Annotated in this window: 14 protein-coding genes; 7 read left to right on the top strand and 7 right to left on the bottom strand. The window is 60.9% G+C overall.

Annotated elements, in window-relative coordinates:
- Positions 1–2: 2 nt before the first annotated feature.
- A complete protein-coding gene (locus ROE7235_RS10635) occupies positions 3–1,166 on the bottom strand; it encodes a mandelate racemase/muconate lactonizing enzyme family protein (protein WP_121095521.1) in 1,164 nt (387 codons plus the stop codon).
- Positions 1,167–1,272: 106 nt separating this feature from the next.
- Between ROE7235_RS10635 and ROE7235_RS10630 the strand changes: the two genes are divergently transcribed.
- The 3 genes from ROE7235_RS10630 to ROE7235_RS10620 are packed head-to-tail and all read left to right on the top strand — an operon-like array spanning position 1,273 to position 4,025.
- Positions 1,273–2,526 carry a DNA polymerase IV gene (locus ROE7235_RS10630; RefSeq protein ID WP_121095441.1) on the top strand — a complete coding sequence of 418 codons (1,254 nt, stop codon included), beginning with the start codon at positions 1,273–1,275 and terminating at the stop codon, positions 2,524–2,526.
- Between the two features lie 9 nt (positions 2,527–2,535).
- A complete protein-coding gene (locus ROE7235_RS10625; protein WP_121095439.1) occupies positions 2,536–3,366 on the top strand; it encodes an NAD-dependent epimerase/dehydratase family protein in 831 nt (276 codons plus the stop codon).
- Positions 3,363–4,025, top strand: coding sequence for a sugar transferase (locus ROE7235_RS10620; protein ID WP_121095437.1), 663 nt, complete (start codon positions 3,363–3,365; stop codon positions 4,023–4,025). Before ROE7235_RS10625 ends, ROE7235_RS10620 begins: the two co-directional genes overlap by 4 nt.
- On the opposite strand, the gene ROE7235_RS10615 is transcribed toward ROE7235_RS10620, so the two are convergent.
- The 4 genes from ROE7235_RS10615 to galU form a co-directional block, all read right to left on the bottom strand.
- A complete protein-coding gene (locus ROE7235_RS10615) occupies positions 4,022–4,984 on the bottom strand; it encodes a glycosyltransferase (protein ID WP_121095435.1) in 963 nt (320 codons plus the stop codon). The two genes, ROE7235_RS10620 and ROE7235_RS10615, sit on opposite strands and share 4 nt — an antisense overlap.
- Positions 4,981–6,132, bottom strand: coding sequence for a UDP-galactopyranose mutase (gene glf / locus ROE7235_RS10610; protein WP_121095433.1), 1,152 nt, complete (start codon positions 6,130–6,132; stop codon positions 4,981–4,983). Before glf ends, ROE7235_RS10615 begins: the two co-directional genes overlap by 4 nt.
- Before the next feature lie 61 nt (positions 6,133–6,193).
- Entirely contained in the window at positions 6,194–7,207 is a 1,014-nt protein-coding gene (gene galE / locus ROE7235_RS10605) for a UDP-glucose 4-epimerase GalE (RefSeq protein WP_121095431.1), read from the bottom strand.
- A gap of 18 nt (positions 7,208–7,225) precedes the next feature.
- Complete coding sequence (galU, locus tag ROE7235_RS10600) at positions 7,226–8,110, bottom strand: UTP--glucose-1-phosphate uridylyltransferase GalU (protein WP_121095429.1); 885 nt, start codon at positions 8,108–8,110, stop codon at positions 7,226–7,228.
- Positions 8,111–8,411: 301 nt separating this feature from the next.
- On the opposite strand from galU, the gene ROE7235_RS10595 reads away from it, so the two are divergent.
- Positions 8,412–10,367, top strand: a complete 1,956-nt coding sequence (locus ROE7235_RS10595; protein ID WP_245963936.1) for a polysaccharide biosynthesis protein — start codon at positions 8,412–8,414, stop codon at positions 10,365–10,367.
- A gap of 228 nt (positions 10,368–10,595) precedes the next feature.
- On the top strand, positions 10,596–12,773 hold the full coding sequence (locus ROE7235_RS10590; protein WP_245963935.1) for a response regulator: 2,178 nt from the start codon (positions 10,596–10,598) through the stop codon (positions 12,771–12,773).
- 32 nt (positions 12,774–12,805) lie between these two features.
- Here ROE7235_RS10590 and hemN read toward each other — a convergent pair whose 3' ends face one another.
- Complete coding sequence (hemN, locus tag ROE7235_RS10585; protein WP_121095425.1) at positions 12,806–14,161, bottom strand: oxygen-independent coproporphyrinogen III oxidase; 1,356 nt, start codon at positions 14,159–14,161, stop codon at positions 12,806–12,808.
- Between the two features lie 52 nt (positions 14,162–14,213).
- Between hemN and fnrL the strand changes: the two genes are divergently transcribed.
- On the top strand, positions 14,214–14,966 hold the full coding sequence (gene fnrL / locus ROE7235_RS10580) for a transcriptional regulator FnrL (protein WP_121095423.1): 753 nt from the start codon (positions 14,214–14,216) through the stop codon (positions 14,964–14,966).
- A gap of 87 nt (positions 14,967–15,053) precedes the next feature.
- Complete coding sequence (locus ROE7235_RS10575; RefSeq protein ID WP_121095421.1) at positions 15,054–15,503, top strand: hypothetical protein; 450 nt, start codon at positions 15,054–15,056, stop codon at positions 15,501–15,503.
- Here ROE7235_RS10575 and ROE7235_RS10570 read toward each other — a convergent pair.
- Positions 15,490–15,777 (bottom strand): universal stress protein, encoded by a 288-nt coding sequence (locus tag ROE7235_RS10570; protein ID WP_245963934.1) that lies wholly within the window; start codon positions 15,775–15,777, stop codon positions 15,490–15,492. The genes ROE7235_RS10575 and ROE7235_RS10570 overlap by 14 nt on opposite strands.
- Positions 15,778–15,919 lie beyond the last annotated feature (142 nt).

Here is a 15,919-nt window from a genome sequence, read left to right as displayed (position 1 = left end):
GCTCATTCTGCCAGATCGCGCATCACTGCAATAAGGTCGGATTTCCCCTCGAACCCGATGCCGGGCAGGTCGGGCATGGTGATATAACCGTCCTCTACCTGCACCCCATCGGGGAAGCCGCCATAAGGCTGGAACAGGTCGGGATAGCTTTCATTCCCGCCAAGGCCCAGCCCGGCAGCAATGTTCAGCGACATCTGGTGCCCGCCATGCGGAATGCAGCGCCGGCGCGACCAGCCCAACTGGTCCAGCACATCCAGCGTGCGCAGGTATTCGACCAGCCCGTAAGACAACGCACAATCAAATTGCAGCCAGTCGCGGTCGGGGCGCATGCCGCCATGGCGCAGCAAGTTACGCGCGTCTTGATGGGAAAACAGGTTCTCACCCGTGGCCATCGGTCCGCGGTAGAATTCGGACATGGCGGCTTGCAGCTGGTAATCCAGCGGGTCGCCGATTTCCTCATACCAGAACAGCGGATATTGCCGCAGCATCTTGGCATAGGCGATGGCGGTTTCCAGATCGAACCGGCCATTAGCATCGACGGCCAGTTGCGCTTGTGTCCCGATCTCGTCCAGAACGGCCTCGATCCGGCGCTGATCCTCGGCCAAGGGCGCGCCGCCGATTTTCATTTTCACGACCGTGTAGCCCCGGTCCAGATAGCTGCGCATTTCTGCGCGCAGCTGGGTATCATCCTTGCCGGGGTAGTAATACCCGCCTGCCGCATAGACGAACACGCGCGGGTCTGCCGTCGTGCCAAAGCGCTCTGCCAGCAGCCGAAACAGCGGTTTGCCCGCGATCTTGGCAATCGCGTCCCACACCGCCATGTCGATGGTCCCCACCGCCACGGACCGCTCGCCATGCCCACCGGGTTTCTCATTGGCCATCATCGCGGCCCAGATTTTATGAGCGTCCAGATTGTCGCCGGTTTCGTCCAGCAAGGATGCGGGGTCGGCTTGCAACACCCGGTCGCGGAAGCGCTCGCGGATCAGCCCGCCTTGGCCGTAGCGCCCGTTAGAGTTGAAGCCGTAGCCCACCACGCGCCGCCCGTCGCGCACCACATCGGTGACAACAGCGACAAGGCTGGCCGTCATCTTGCTGAAATCGATGTAAGCATTGCGAATGGGCGACGCGATGGGCTGCGTCACCTCGCAGATATCCAGAATGCGCATGATCTTGTTTTCTCCCTTTTGGGCAGACACTAGAAGCCGCGTGCGGAATGGTCCAGTGGATGCAATGTCCCTCGCCACGCGCCTGCACCCGCGTTAATCTGCGCCCATGCCTGCCCTGTGCCGCGAATGTCTGACCCAATTCCCGAGCGGGCCGCGTTGCCCGCGCTGCCACAGCCGCCGCGTTGTGGCGGGGGCAGAGTTGTTCGACCTGAGCATCGCCCACATGGATTGCGACGCGTTTTATGCCAGCGTGGAAAAGCGCGACAATCCGGAACTGCGCGACAAGCCGGTGATCGTCGGCGGTGGTCGGCGCGGTGTGGTGACAACAGCCTGCTATATCGCGCGCATTCATGGCGTGCGCTCTGCCATGCCCATGTTCAAGGCGTTGCAGCTTTGTCCCGAAGCGGTCGTCGTCAAGCCTCGGTTCGAGGCTTATACGGCAGCTTCGCGCGACATCCGCGCCCTCATGGAAGAACTTACCCCCGCGATTGAACCCTTGTCATTGGACGAGGCGTTTTTGGACCTGTCAGGCACGGCTGCGCTGCACGGTGCGCCGCCCGCCGTGATGCTGGCGCGGCTCGTGCGCGCGATGGAGCACGAGTTGGGACTGTCCGGGTCCATTGGCCTGTCACATAACAAGTTTCTGGCCAAGATCGCCTCGGACCTCGACAAACCGCGCGGGTTTTCGGTGATCGCGCAGGCCGACACGGAAGCCTTCCTGCGCGGCAAACCTGTGGGCATTATCTGGGGCGTTGGGACCGCAACGCGCGCGCAGTTGGACCGCGCTGGCATTGCCACCATCGACGACCTGTTGCGCTGGGAGCGTGCAGATCTGGTCGCGCGTTTCGGGTCGATGGGGATGCGGCTGTATGACCTTGCGCGCGGGCAGGATGCGCGGCCCGTCAGCCCCGACCGGGCGGTGAAATCCATTTCCAAGGAAACCACCTTCGGGGTGGATTTGTCCGACCCGGACCTGTTGGAAGGCCATCTGTGGCGGCTGGCCGAACAGGTGTCCAGCCGCGCCAAAGCGCGTGGTCTGGCCGGGCGGGTTGTCACGGTCAAGCTAAAGCGCGCCGACCACCGAAGCCTGACACGGCGCCACGCTTTGGACGGCCCCACCGCGCTGGCGGACACCATCTGGCGCACGGCCCGCCCCTTGCTATTGGGCGCGCTGGACAAAGCGCCGTTCCGGTTGATCGGCGTCGGTATATCAGAACTGGTGGCCGATGACGGCACGGGCTTTGCACTGGACCTTTTGGACCAAGGTGCGGCAAAACGGGCCGAGGCCGAACGCACCATCGACAGGCTGCGACAGCGGTTCGGGCCGGACGCGGTCATCAAGGGGCGCAGCCTGCGCTAGGGAGAGCGGATGCACAGAGTTCTGGTTATGGGGGCAAGCGGGCGGATCGGCGCCTATCTGCGGCAGTTCTGGACAGGCTTGGCCATTGGCCCGGTGTGGCAGTATCGCGGCACCCCGATTGTCGGGGGCCTGTTTTGGGACCCTATGACGGGTCCGGTCCCCGATTGCGGTCCAATCGACGCTGTCCTGTGCTTGTCGGGGGTTACTTCTGGCGACGGATTGGGGTGCAATACCGATCTGGCACGTGCTGCGCTGGGGGCGGCGCGCAGGCTTGGGGCCGGTCGGGTACTTCTGGCATCAAGTTCGGCGGTATACGGGGCCGCGCCTGGACCGCATGATGAAAGCGATGCATGTCATCCGGCGACCGCATATGGCGCGTCGAAACTGACAATGGAGCAAGCCGCGTTTGCCGAAGCGCATGGGCTGGACGTGACCTGCCTGCGCATTGGCAATGTTGCGGGGGCTGACGCATTGCTGGGCGGCCTGCGCCCCGGGCGCGTGCCCTGTTTGGACCAGTTTCCAGACGGTGCCGCGCCGCGCCGCGCCTATATCGGGCCTCAGACGCTGGCCCGCGTTCTGGGCGCGCTGGCTTGCCATCCCACGCATTTGCCACCGGTTCTGAATGTCGCGCAGCCGGGATTGATTGGCATGGAGTCGCTTCTGCGTGCAGCCGCGGTGCGGTGGACGTGGCAGCCAGCGCCAGCCACGGCACTGCCGGAATTGGGTCTTGGTCTTGACCGCCTGCAAACCCTGTGCCCGATCGCGAGCAGCGCACCCGACACGCTTGTGGCAGAGTGGCGCTTGACTTGGGCGGTCAATCACCCGACAGACCCGGCATGACGCTTTCCAAACGCCTGTTCGATATCGGCTTCACGATAGTGCTGTCACCGGCTGCCTTTGCGGTGTTCAGCCTGATCGTCGTGCTGCAATGGCGTCGTGAAGGTCGACCGCTGTTCTATGGGTCCGAGCGGATGCACAAACCCGGCCAACCCTTTACGCTTTGGAAGTTTCGCACCATGCGGACTGTCGCAACAGATACGGGAGTATCGGGCGGGGATAAATCCGCCCGCATCACCCCTTTCGGGCGCAAACTGCGGCGTTTGCGGATGGATGAATTGCCGCAATTCCTGAATATCCTGCGCGGCGAGATCAGCTTTGTCGGACCACGCCCGCCGTTGCGCCAGTATGTCGAGACGTATCCCGACCTGTATGCGCGTGTGTTGCGGTCCCGGCCCGGTGTGACGGGGCTCGCATCTTTGGTGTTCGCGCGACACGAAGAGGCGATCCTGCGCGATTGCGCAACCCCGGAGGATACCGACGCCACCTATGCCCGTCGCTGCGTTGCGCGCAAAGCGCGCATCGATCTGTTGTATCAGGCCCATGCCAACATGGGGCTGGACCTATGGCTCATTGCGCTGACTGTGGTGCGATCGGCCGGATGGGCGCGGGGCAGGCGTTTGCCGCGCCGCCGTCCGGCCTATCATCCGGCGCGCCTTTAGCGGGTGCGCGCCAGCTTTGATTGCAGGCCGGCCAGAGTCAGATGCGTGTCACGGCGCAACCCGTCCCGAAGGCCCCATAGCATAAGGCGCGCGCGGTCCCGCCTGTTGTCGCCTCCCGACCAAAGCCGTATCAGCCATTTCGGCAAGATGACCAGCATGGCCGGCCAAAACAGGACACCTGCTGCCGCCCGATACAAGATCAGCACGTTTCGGTGGTAGAAATAGACTTTCCAATCCGGAACAAGCGCCCCGCCCGCGTCGAAACTGGTGCAGTCATGGGTAAAGCGCAGCGCGGGCAGAAAGGCGATCCGCCCGCCTGCTTTGCGCAGGGTCAGGCAATACAGGGCGTCATCGGCATAGATGAACAAGCGCCCGTCCGGGTAGCCCGCCAGTTTGATTGCGCGGCGTGACAGGAACAGACCGACAAATGCGCCGCCATCGACCGGCACAGGGGCAGTGCTGTCATAACTGTCATCGGCCATGTGAAACGCCCGCCTGCCACCGCCAAGCGCAGTGCGCAAAAACACACGCAGGTTTCGAAACGGATTCAGAAGCGGGCGGTTCATGTCGCAGATTGCCCCGTCGGGATAGCGCACCGCGCCGGCAACGGCATCCCACTCGGACGTATCGGCGGAGCGAAATGCGCTGATCGCGCCGGGGTCGGGCCACGCGTCATCATCTTGCAACAGCGCCCAGTCAGGGTCGTACTGCGCGACGGCGTGGCGCAAGCCTGCCTCGAACCCTCCGGCACCGCCCATATTGCGCTCCAGCCGCAGATTGTCCAACCGCGAGTCGTTTAGCCCTGCAAGATAGGCCGCCGTCCCATCATCCGACGCGTTGTCGACCACCACGATATGATCCAGAGGTTCAGCCAGCAGCCGCGCCAGCGCCAGCTTCAGTTTGGCCAGACGGTTATAGGTCACGACCACCGCGCAAATGCGGGGCGCGCCCTGGGTCACGGGGTCACCGCAAAGGCGGGCATGGTTTGGTCGTGGGCGGCGTGGTCCCGGAACATTGCTGCGCAATCCAGCGCTTCTCGGATGGTGACATCCATGTCCAGATAGCGATAGGTGCCAAGCCGCCCGACAAAGGTAACGCCGGTTTCTTTCCGTGCGCGGCGGATGTAATCCGACAGGAGCGATTTGTCCTCTGCCAGCCGTATCGGATAATAGGGAATATCCTCTGTCTCGCAGGCCCGAGAGACTTCTCGGTAGCACACAGAGCGCGCATGCTCTTCCCATGGCGCAAAATACTTGTGCTCTGTAATCCGCGTATGCGGTATCGCGGCATCTGCATAATTCATGACCGCGCAGCCCTGATAGTCGCCGTCATGGGTCAGGCGTTCGAAATCCAGTGTGCGATACCCCAATGCGCCGCTATCCTGCCCGAACCAACTATCCAGCGGGCCGGAATAGAACACATGGTCAAACCCGCGCGCCATGTCTTTGGTGAAGCGCGTGTTCAGCGACACTGTGATCGCCGGATGGTCCAGCATAGCGGCGACAATCGGTGTATACCCGTCCTCGGGCATGCCCTGATAGCGGTGAAAGAAGTAGTTGTCGTCATAGCTGAAGCGCAGAGGCAACCGTTTCAGGATCGCGGCGGGAAGCGCTGTCGGGTCACAGCCCCACTGCTTGGCCGTGTAGCCTTTGAAGAATGCCTCATACAGGTCCGCCCCCAGCATGGACAAAGCCTGCTCTTCAAAATTGCGCGGCGGCTCGGGTAGGGTTTGCGCCTTGGCCGCGACAAGCGCGCGGGCCTCTTGCGGGGACAGTGCCATGTCGAAGAATTGGTTAATCGTGTGCAGGTTCATCGGCATGGTATACACACGCCCGCCACTGGTGGTTTTGACCCTGTGCGTGTACGGGCGAAACCGACCGAAGCGATTGACATAGTCCCAGACCTGTTGGTCATCCGTGTGAAAGATATGCGGGCCATAGACATGCACCAAAACGCCTGTATCGGGGTCGCGCTGCGTATGGCAGTTTCCGGCGACGTGGTCGCGCGCATCCAACACCGTGACACGGTGCCCCGCCTGCGCGAGTTCGCGTGCCAGAACGGCACCCGAAAGCCCGGCGCCGACCATCAGAAGTGACTTTCGTGTCATTCTTACCTTCCGTGTTCGTCCATATACCGTGTCGACCGCGCGCTATAACACGGTTGCGGGCTTATCCCGAATAGCCCCCGGTCTGATACCAGCGCCACGCGTCTTCGATGATCAGCTTCAGGGATGAGCGTTCCTGCGTCCAGCCCAGTTCCTCTACGGCGCGACGACTGCCAGAGACAAGCGCGGCGGCATCGCCTGCGCGGCGGGGGCCGTAGCTATGCGGCACTCTGCGCCCCGTGCCGGCGCGGCATTGCGCAATCACTTCCGCGACAGAAAAGCCGACACCGGTGCCCAAGTTGAACACGCGGCTTTCCCGCCCGTTCAGCAGCCAGTCCAGCCCCAGAACATGCGCGCGGGCAAGGTCCATCACATGCACATAGTCGCGGATGCAGGTGCCGTCATGCGTCGGGTAGTCGTTGCCATTGATGACTAGGGCAGGTCGCGCACCGGCGACCGCCTCTATCATGGCCGGTATCAGATGGGTCTCTGGCAGGTGCCATTCCCCGATCTCGGCGTCCGGGTCGGCGCCGGCCACGTTGAAATACCGGAAGATAACAGAGTTCAGGCCATGGCTGGTGCCAAAATCGCGCAGCATTCCTTCGACGGCGAGTTTAGAGGCACCATAGGCGTTGAGCGGTCGCTGCGCGCTGTCCTCGTCCAGCACCACGCCGTCTTGATCGCCATAGGTGGCACAGGTCGAGGAAAAGACCATGTTGCGGCAGCCCGCGTCGACCATCGCCTCTATCAGGTTCAACGACCCGCATACGTTGTTGCGCCAATACAAGCCCGGATCGCGCGTCGCTTCCCCGACCTGGCTAAGGGCTGCGAAATGCACGACCGCGCAGGGACGGTATTGCGCAAACGCGGCATCCAGCGCGGCGCGGTCCAACAAATCGGCCTGAACCAGTGGGCCGAATTTGACCGCTTGCGCCCATCCGGTGGTCAGACTGTCATAGACAACCGGCACAAAGCCCTGCTGTGCCAATAGCTTGCACGCATGAGAGCCGATATAGCCCGCGCCGCCCGTTACCAGAACGACCTTGTTATCTGTTGCGCCGTTTGGTCCCTCGGTCACGGTATGCCTCACGCAGGGTCAGGGCGCGGAGTGCGCGATCCTGTCACGGATCAGATCGAGAAAGCGATCACGATAATCCGCATCTGCGAGGGCGACATCGACAATCGCGGTCAGGTAGCCGAACTTGTCGCCGCAATCGTAGCGCCGCGAGGGGTTTGTGATGGCTGCAACCTTGCCAGCCCGTGCCATCTGGTCGATCGCATCCGCCAACTGGATCTCGCCGCCTGCGCCGGGCTTCAGGCCGCGCAGCACATCGAAAACCTCTGCGGTGAACACATAGCGCCCGAAAGACGCAAGGTTCGATGGCGCGTCATCGACTGCCGGTTTCTCGACAATGCCATCCACCGCGATCAGCCCGTCGGCATCCACGGCGCCGGGTTTCAGGATGCCGTATTTCGACGCGTCCTCTTTGGCCACCTCGGATACGGACAACACGGTCTGCGGCTTCTTGCCAAAGGCACGCACAAGTGCCGCGGTCGGCAATTCTTCGCCCTGCATCAGATCATCGGCCAGCAATACCACGAAAGGGTTGTCGCCCACAGCGGGCGCCGCGCATAGCACGGCATGACCCAGCCCAAGCGGTTCGGGCTGGCGCACGAAAATACAGGCCACACCCTCTGGAACGATATTGCGCACCATGTCGCGCAGCTCTGTCTTGCCCTTGGCGGTTAGCTGTGCTTCCAGTTCTAGGTTAGCGTCGAAATGGTCGCCCACAGCGCGCTTGTTGCGGCCTGTCACAAAGATCAGCTCGGTTATGCCCGCTGCCACTGCTTCCTCGACCGCGTATTGCACGATGGGTTTGTCGATGATCGGCAGTAGTTCTTTTGGCATCGCCTTGGTGGCGGGCAGAAACCGTGTTCCAAGTCCGGCCACCGGGAAAACTGCTTTGGTTATTCTGGACATAGGCTCTCCCACGAGGGTGTGTTCGAAAAACGTGGTTCCACCTACACAGAAGCGCCGCCAACCTGCAAGGTGCATGCCAGATTTTATATCGCCCTGCGCTGTAAACGCCAAATGGCCCGGCGCATGATCCCGCTGATCCCTGATTTAGCCTGTGCGGTCCGTTTTGCAGACCAGCCCGGCGCAGCGTCGGATTGTAATCCGGTCGTGAACCGCTTTAGATACGCGACTGACGGCAAAGCCCGCGCGACTGCCGCTGCGCCAAGGGTATGCCACGGGTTTGTCGTGTTGCGAAGGCGCTTTTATGTTGGTTAACGACTATCTCAAAGGCAGGCTGGGTATTCCAAGACTGCTTGTCGAATTGCGGGACATGCGGCGTAGCCACAAGCAAATCCTGCTTTTGATGATAGACCTCACCACGGTTTCCATCGCCTTCTTTCTGGTCGCTGTCCTGAATACCGCAGGATCTGGTTCCTCTTTCGCGCCGGTGAAGCCGATTCCGGCGCTCGGGATACTGCTGTCGGTCACGGCGCTTGGTTCCTGGATATTGGGCCTGCCGAAGGTGCAGCTCAAATCCTACGAGGCGCGCGGAATGGGCCTGAGTGCCGTTTTGGGTGTGATCGTCGGCATCGCGGCATGGGCGGTTCAACTTATGCAGCCGTCAACCGTTTCCGGTGCCGGGCCGGTTCTGCTCGCCTGCCTGTTTATCATCGGATCGGTTCTGGCCCGGTTTCTAATGTTGCAAGTGGTGTTGGCGCTGTACCGCATCGACATTGCCGTAACCAATGTCTTGATCTACGGCGCGGGAACCACCGGAATGCAGCTTGCATTTGCCTTGCGCCCGGATCGCGGCACGCGCGTTGTCGGGTTTATAGATGACAACATGGCGTTGCAGGGCGTCAGCGTTGCGGGTCTGCCGGTCTACCCGTCAAACCAGATCGACACGGTTGCCAGCCAGAAAGAGGTTCGCCGCGTCTTGTTGGCGATGCCGTCGGTCAATGCGCCCAAAATGGCGCGGATCGCCCGACGGCTGACAGACAAAGGGCTAGAGGTTCAAAGCCTGCCATCTTTCGCGCAGTTGGTCGGGGAAGAGGAACTTGTCGGATCGCTGAAGCAGGCGCTGCCGGATGCCTTTCTGACGCGCAAAGCACTGCATTCAACGCTGGCGGGCGCTTGGAACGAGTATGCCGGAAAATCGCTGCTGGTGTCAGGCGCGGGCGGGTCGATCGGGTCGGAACTGTGCCGCCAACTGCTCTTGTGCAACCCGCGAAGGTTGGTCCTGTTGGAGTCGAGCGAGCACGCGCTCTACCAGATCCATCGCGAGCTTGAGGATATGAACCGCAAGACCGGGTGCACGATCATTCCGGTCTTGGGCAGCGTCACCGACCGGAGGGCCATGCATGCGGTCATGCTTGCGCATAAGGTGCAGGGCGTTCTCCATGCTGCCGCCTATAAACACGTTCCGCTGGTCGAGGCGAACACTTTGGCGGGCATTGCCAACAACCTGTTCGGCACTGTGATACTGGCGCGTGCCGCGAAGGCGGCGGGCGTTGAAAGATTTGTGCTGGTCTCCACCGACAAGGCGGTGCGCCCCGAAGGCACAATGGGGGCAAGCAAGCGGATGGCTGAGCTGGCCATCGCAGATCTGGCGCGCAAGGCCGGAACGGCGTCTGGCAAGCCTGGCACGGTGTTTTGCATGGTGCGCTTCGGCAATGTACTGGGCTCGTCCGGGTCAGTCATTCCAAGGTTTCAGGAACAGATTACCAGTGGGGGTCCCCTGACGCTGACCCATCCCGATGTAGAGCGGTATTTCATGACCATCCAGGAAGCCACGCAGCTTGTATTGCGGGCCGGTGCCATGGCGCAGGGCGGTGAGGCGTTCGTTCTGGACATGGGCGCGCCAGTGCGCGTGGCAGATCTGGCCCGACGGATGATAGAGGCCGCAGGCTACTCCGTGCGCGATGCCCAGAACCCGATGGGCGATATTGACATAGAGATCACCGGCCTGCGCCCCGGCGAAAAGCTGTCCGAGGAGCTTTCGATTACACGACAGCATACACCCACGGAACATCCGAAAATCTTTGTTGCGCAAGAGGTAGGCTTGTCATCCGCAGATATTGACCGAGCACTCGATATACTGCGCCGGGCATTGGCACGTGGCGACGAGGCAGAGGCGCGACAGGCTTTGATGCACTGGGTGTGCGAAGATCTGGAACTGTTGGCACAGCGGCCCGATCATCCTGCGCAACAGCTTGGGTAAGCCCAGCCGACCGCGTGTCGCAGGCGGCACGCCCCGTGAATTTGCGGTCTGAAACGGATGCCGATTCGACCTTGTCGCCCAATGTTTTGGGGTCGTTCCGAACCGCCGCCATTAAGACCATATTCACGACTGCCGACAATACTCCACATCAGTTGTTTGACCATTGCTGGCGGTATGACAGTCCCCGTTCGTTTTGCAGATTTATTAACCAAAGAACGTCGCGCAAGATTGCGCGCCGAGCGCCTGTATGAGCAGGTCCGCGAAGAGTTGAAGACCGCGAATGACAAGCTGCGCGGCCATGCCTATTCGCTGTCCGAACAGATAATGGCACAACGGCAGGAACTGGACATCGTGCGCCAGCACGCGGTTGTGCTGGAAGGTGTGAACGTCAAGGCGGCGGAAGATCTGCAAGTTGCCCATTCCGAGGTGGATCTGGCCAATCTGCGCCTGCGAGAGGCGATCGAAACCATGCCAGACGGGTTCGCGGTGTTCGACAGCGCGCAATGTCTGGTGATGGCCAATCAGGCCTATCTGGGCGTCTTCCGGGATTATCCAGAGGTGGGGATCGGCATACGCTATACCCGCATACTTGAAATCTGCGCCTATGAAGGTCTGGCGATCCTACAAGGCGAAGACCCGGCCATCTGGGTTGAAAACATGCTTGCGCGCTGGGCCTCGCCGCATATCTCGCCGGTAGAGCTGCATTTCAGCAACGGCATGAGCGTGCGCCTGATGGACCGGCGTGTGCCCAATGGCGACTATGTGTCATTGGTGCGCAACATTACGGAAGCGCTGCGCTATCAGGCCGAACTGATCGAGGCGCAGGAACGCGCCGAAGCTGCCGCGCGCGCCAAATCCGCATTTCTTGCGAATATGAGCCATGAAATCCGCACCCCTATGAACGGCGTTGTCGGCATGGCGGATTTGCTGTCGGAAACCGACCTCGACAGAGAACAGGCCATGTTCACCGATACGATCCGCTCCAGCGGGCAAGCGCTTGTCACCATCATCAATGACATTCTGGACTTTTCCAAGATGGATGCGGGGCGGATGGAACTGCATCCCGAACCGTTCGATCTGGAGAAAACCATCCATGAAGTGCTGACCTTGCTGGCACCCTCCGCCCGCGCCAAAGGTATAGAGCTTATCCTTGACTATGACATGTTCCTGACGCGCGACCTGGTCGCCGATCCGGGCCGCTTGCGGCAAGTGCTGACCAATCTGGTCGGCAATGCAGTCAAGTTCACCGATAGCGGCTATGTGCTGGTGCGCGCAGTTGGTGTGGGCGTGTCGGGCGACGGCCATGTCGTGCATCTGACGGTTGAGGATACGGGCATCGGTATCGCGCCCGAGAACCAAGAACGCGTGTTTGGGGAATTCCGGCAGGTCGAAGAAGCCGCCAATCGTCGGTTCGAAGGGACCGGGCTTGGGCTTGCGATCACGCAGCGGATCATTGCGTTGATGGGCGGTAAAATATGGCTGGAATCAGAGCTTGGGGTCGGGTCGTGTTTCGGGGTTTCGCTGGCGCTGCCGGGGGCGGAGCGCATGGTGCCACAACCCGCTTTGCCGAAAGCTATTTCCAAAGTGCTGTTGGTCAGCGATCACCTCATCAGCCGCGGCATTATAGAGCGGCAGTTTCAGTCGGCGCATGTCAAAACAACCACTGCAACGCAGCCAGAGGCCGCGGCGCGGCTGGCCGGTCAGGGCGGGCCTGACCTTGTTGTGCTCGACAATGATCTGTCAGAGGTTGATCCCATATCGGTGCTCAAGAAACTGCGTGCGGTGCTGCCGGACCGTCCAGTTGTCTTGCTTTGCGCTGCAATAACCGATGCCGCGCCGCTGGTCGCGACCGATCCCAAACTGACCGCGCTGTCAAAGCCGCTTTTATGGCGCGAACTCTGCGTGTCGGCAGCCCGGTTGTTGGGTGCGGATGTTTCGGCACCTGAAAGCGCGGTATGTCCGCCGGCCTTTGCCGTCCCTAAGGAAGCGTCCGAACAGCCTGAAAGGTGCCTGCGGGTGCTTTATGCCGAAGATAACGCGACCAATCGGCTGGTGTTCAGCAAGATGGTGCAGAATCTGCCGATAGAACTGACCCTTGCAGAAAATGGACGAGAGGCTGTTGACAGCTTTATGCAGACGCGCCCGGACCTGATCTTTATGGATATCTCAATGCCCGAAATGGACGGGCGAGAGGCGACGCGCTGCATTCGCGCTTTGCCCGAGGGGCACGACATTCCGATTATCGCCCTGACCGCACATGCCCTTGAAGAGGAGATTGCAAAAATAATGGAGGCGGGAATGAACGCGACTTTGACCAAACCGCTGCGAAAGGCGGCCCTGATCGACGCGCTTCGAAGCCACGCACCGCCCGGCTTTGACCTGACAGACAAAACGGGCAAGGTCTGACAGCGGCGCGACGAATCCCGCGCCGCCGCGCATTAGACTGCGGAACTATGGCCGGTCTTTTCCATAGCATACGCGTCGAACACTGTGACAATCATGCGGGTTAGCGCGCGCCCTTCGGGCGGGATCACCAGCGCGTCCCCTTCGCGGGCCACAAACTGTCCGAATTTTGCGCAAGCGGTTTCGAACAAGGCCGCGACAGTCTTCGCCGGCGCGCCGTAGTCGGCGGTCAACTCGCGGCTGGAGACGCGGAAATCGCACATCAACGCTTCGATTGCGCGCCCGCGCCAAATATCATCCCCCGAGAAGGCATGGCCGCGAACTGTCGCGAATTCATCCGCCTGCACGAATTTCTTCCATGCCGCCGTGGCGGGGGCGTTTTGTGCGTAACCCTGCGGAAAGCGCGAAATCGAAGACGCGCCCAACCCGATCAGCACCGGCGACAGATCGTCGGTGTAGCCCTGGAAATTCCGCCGCAGCGTGCCCGCTTTGGCGGCTTTTGCCATGCCGTCATGGGGGCGCGCGAAATGATCTATCCCGATTTCGTCATATCCGTCCCACATGAACAGGCGGCGGGCGGTGTCGAACAGGTCCAGCCGTTCTTCGGGGCGGGGCAGGGTGTCGGAGGGTATCATTTGCTGACGCCGCGCCATCCATGGCACATGCGCGTAGCCGTAAAGCGCCACGCGGTCGGGGTTTAGCGTCAGCAGCTTTTGCACCGAATCGGCAATGCGCTTGGGCGTCTGGTGCGGCAGCCCATACAGGATGTCGGCGTTCAGACTGCCAATTCCGCGTGCCCGAATCGCATCAACCGTGGCTTTCGTGATTTCGAAGCTTTGATCGCGGCCAATGACCGATTGGATTTCAGCGTCGAAATCCTGCACCCCGATAGAGGCGCGGGTCAGCCCTGCCTCGGCCAGTGCGTCCAGCCGCGCTTCGTCAATTTCATTGGGGTCAATCTCTACCGAGAATTCCCCGCCCTCTGCCAAGGGTGCGATGTCGAAAACAAGCGCCGCGATGGCGCGCATTTCGGCGGGGGGCAGCATGGTCGGCGTGCCGCCACCCCAGTGTAAACGGGACAGTTGAACCCCGTCCGGCAAGGTGCGGCGCAGCATCTCTAGTTCTGCCTTTAGGGTTTGGGCATAGGCCACGACAGGCCCGTCAGAACTGGTGCCCTGCGTCCGGCAGGCGCAAAACCAGCATAATCGGCGGCAGAACGGGACATGCAGATAAAGCGAAATCTGCGATCCGGGTTTGATCTGCCCGATCCAGTTGGCAAATGTCTTGCCGGTCAGGTCTGCGTTGAACTGGGGTGCGGTCGGATAGCTCGTATACCGTGGCACACGTGCGTCAAACAGACCGAGCTTTGAAAGTTGCGAAACATGTTTCATGTGTCTAGTATACAAGACACTTCAACAACTTCCTTGATGTAGATCAATCCCGATGACACGCGCGACTTCGACATTGAAAACATACAATCAGGATTGTTCCGATTGTCCCATTCGCCACCGTGCCGTGTGCGCGCGCTGCGAGAGCGACGAGCTGGAGCAGCTTGAGCAGATCAAGTATTACCGCAGTTTCGAAGCGGGCCAAACCGTGGTCTGGGCGGGCGATACGATGGATTTTGTCGCCTCTGTGGTGACAGGGATAGCAACCCTGTCGCAAACCATGGAAGACGGGCGCCGGCAGATGGTGGGACTGCTTTTGCCGTCTGACTTCATCGGGCGGCCGGGGCGGTCAACCTCTGCATATGATGTGACTGCTGCAACCGACACAGTGATGTGCTGTTTCCGTAAAAAACCTTTTGAAGACATGATGTTGCGCACGCCGCATATTGGACAGCGCCTGCTGGAAATGACGCTGGACGAACTGGATGCCGCGCGCGAATGGATGCTGCTTCTGGGCCGCAAAACCGCGCGCGAGAAAATCTCCAGCCTGCTCACGATTATCGCGCGGCGGGATGCGTCCTTGCAACTGACCATGACCGATGGATCACTTAGCTTCGACCTGCCCCTGACCCGCGAAGCGATGTCCGAATATCTTGGTCTGACACTGGAAACCGTCAGCCGCCAGATGTCGAGCTTGCGCAAGGAAGGGTTGATCGTGACCGAGGGCAAACGGCACATTACGATCCCTGATTTCGACCGCCTGCTGGAAGAGACCGGAGATGATTCGGACGGCGGCTTCCTGATGTGATCCATGCCGTAAACCGGCCTTGTCACTGCCATATTGAGGACGCATTGGATTGCAACCTTTGAGTGCAAGGTAGTGCGAGGAAGTGTGATGTTCGATTGGGACGAAGATCAGGAAAGCCTAGTGGCAGTGCAATCGCAGTCTGCGCCCGAGCCTGATCGCGCGGCGACTTTTGCTGCGCTGCGCGCCAAGATGGGTTTGGCCGTTCTTGGGACGCTGGTTGCGCTGGGCTTGGCCTATGAAAAAGGCGTGTTGCCACAGGTGCGCGGCGGATCTGCTCTGACCCTGACCTTGTTTGATGCGCCCACTTTCGCCCGCAATGTCGCGACCCTGCCAGAGGGGCTGGTGGTCTATGAAGATGCGCAGGCCCACCGCTTTCTGCGCGACCTACGGTTTGCAGACGCAACGACCCTGCACAGCTACATTGCACGGACCGAGTCTGACCTGAGCCATGCCACCCCTGCACTGGCACCCTTTTATCGCGATGTGCAGGCGCTTTTGACGGCAGAGATGGCACGCCGGTCCGCTAGTGCATCATGAAGATCGGCGTTTTCGTGTCGGCCAGCAGGCTGCGCGTTGTTCCGCCAAGAATCGCCTGACGCAGTCGCGAATGGCTATACGCCCCCATAACCAGCAGATCGGCGGCCTTGTCGCGCGCGTGGCGTTGTAGCGTCTGGGCAACGCCCGCTCCGCCGCTGGCGATAACCGACACTTCTGCTTTCACGCCGTGACGCGCCATCATTGTGGTCAGCAAGCCGCCCGGGTCCGAGCGTTCCTGTCCGTGCGAAGGCGGGTCAATGATTACCACATTCACAAGATCGGCGGCACTTAGAGCGCGTCCGGTTTGACCAGATTCAGGATTCCCTTACTTCATGATCCATGATTCCATGTCTTTGAGCAGATATGGAGATAACAGATGGGCAAACCACATCCACTTGCGTTGCGAGAGCGCGTTG

The sequence above is a fragment of the Roseinatronobacter ekhonensis genome, assembly GCF_900499075.1.
GTDB classification, from domain to species: Bacteria; Pseudomonadota; Alphaproteobacteria; order Rhodobacterales; family Rhodobacteraceae; genus Roseinatronobacter; species Roseinatronobacter ekhonensis.
The sequence above is the reverse complement of the archived record's forward strand: the minus strand, read 5'-3'. Positions and strand labels throughout refer to the sequence as shown.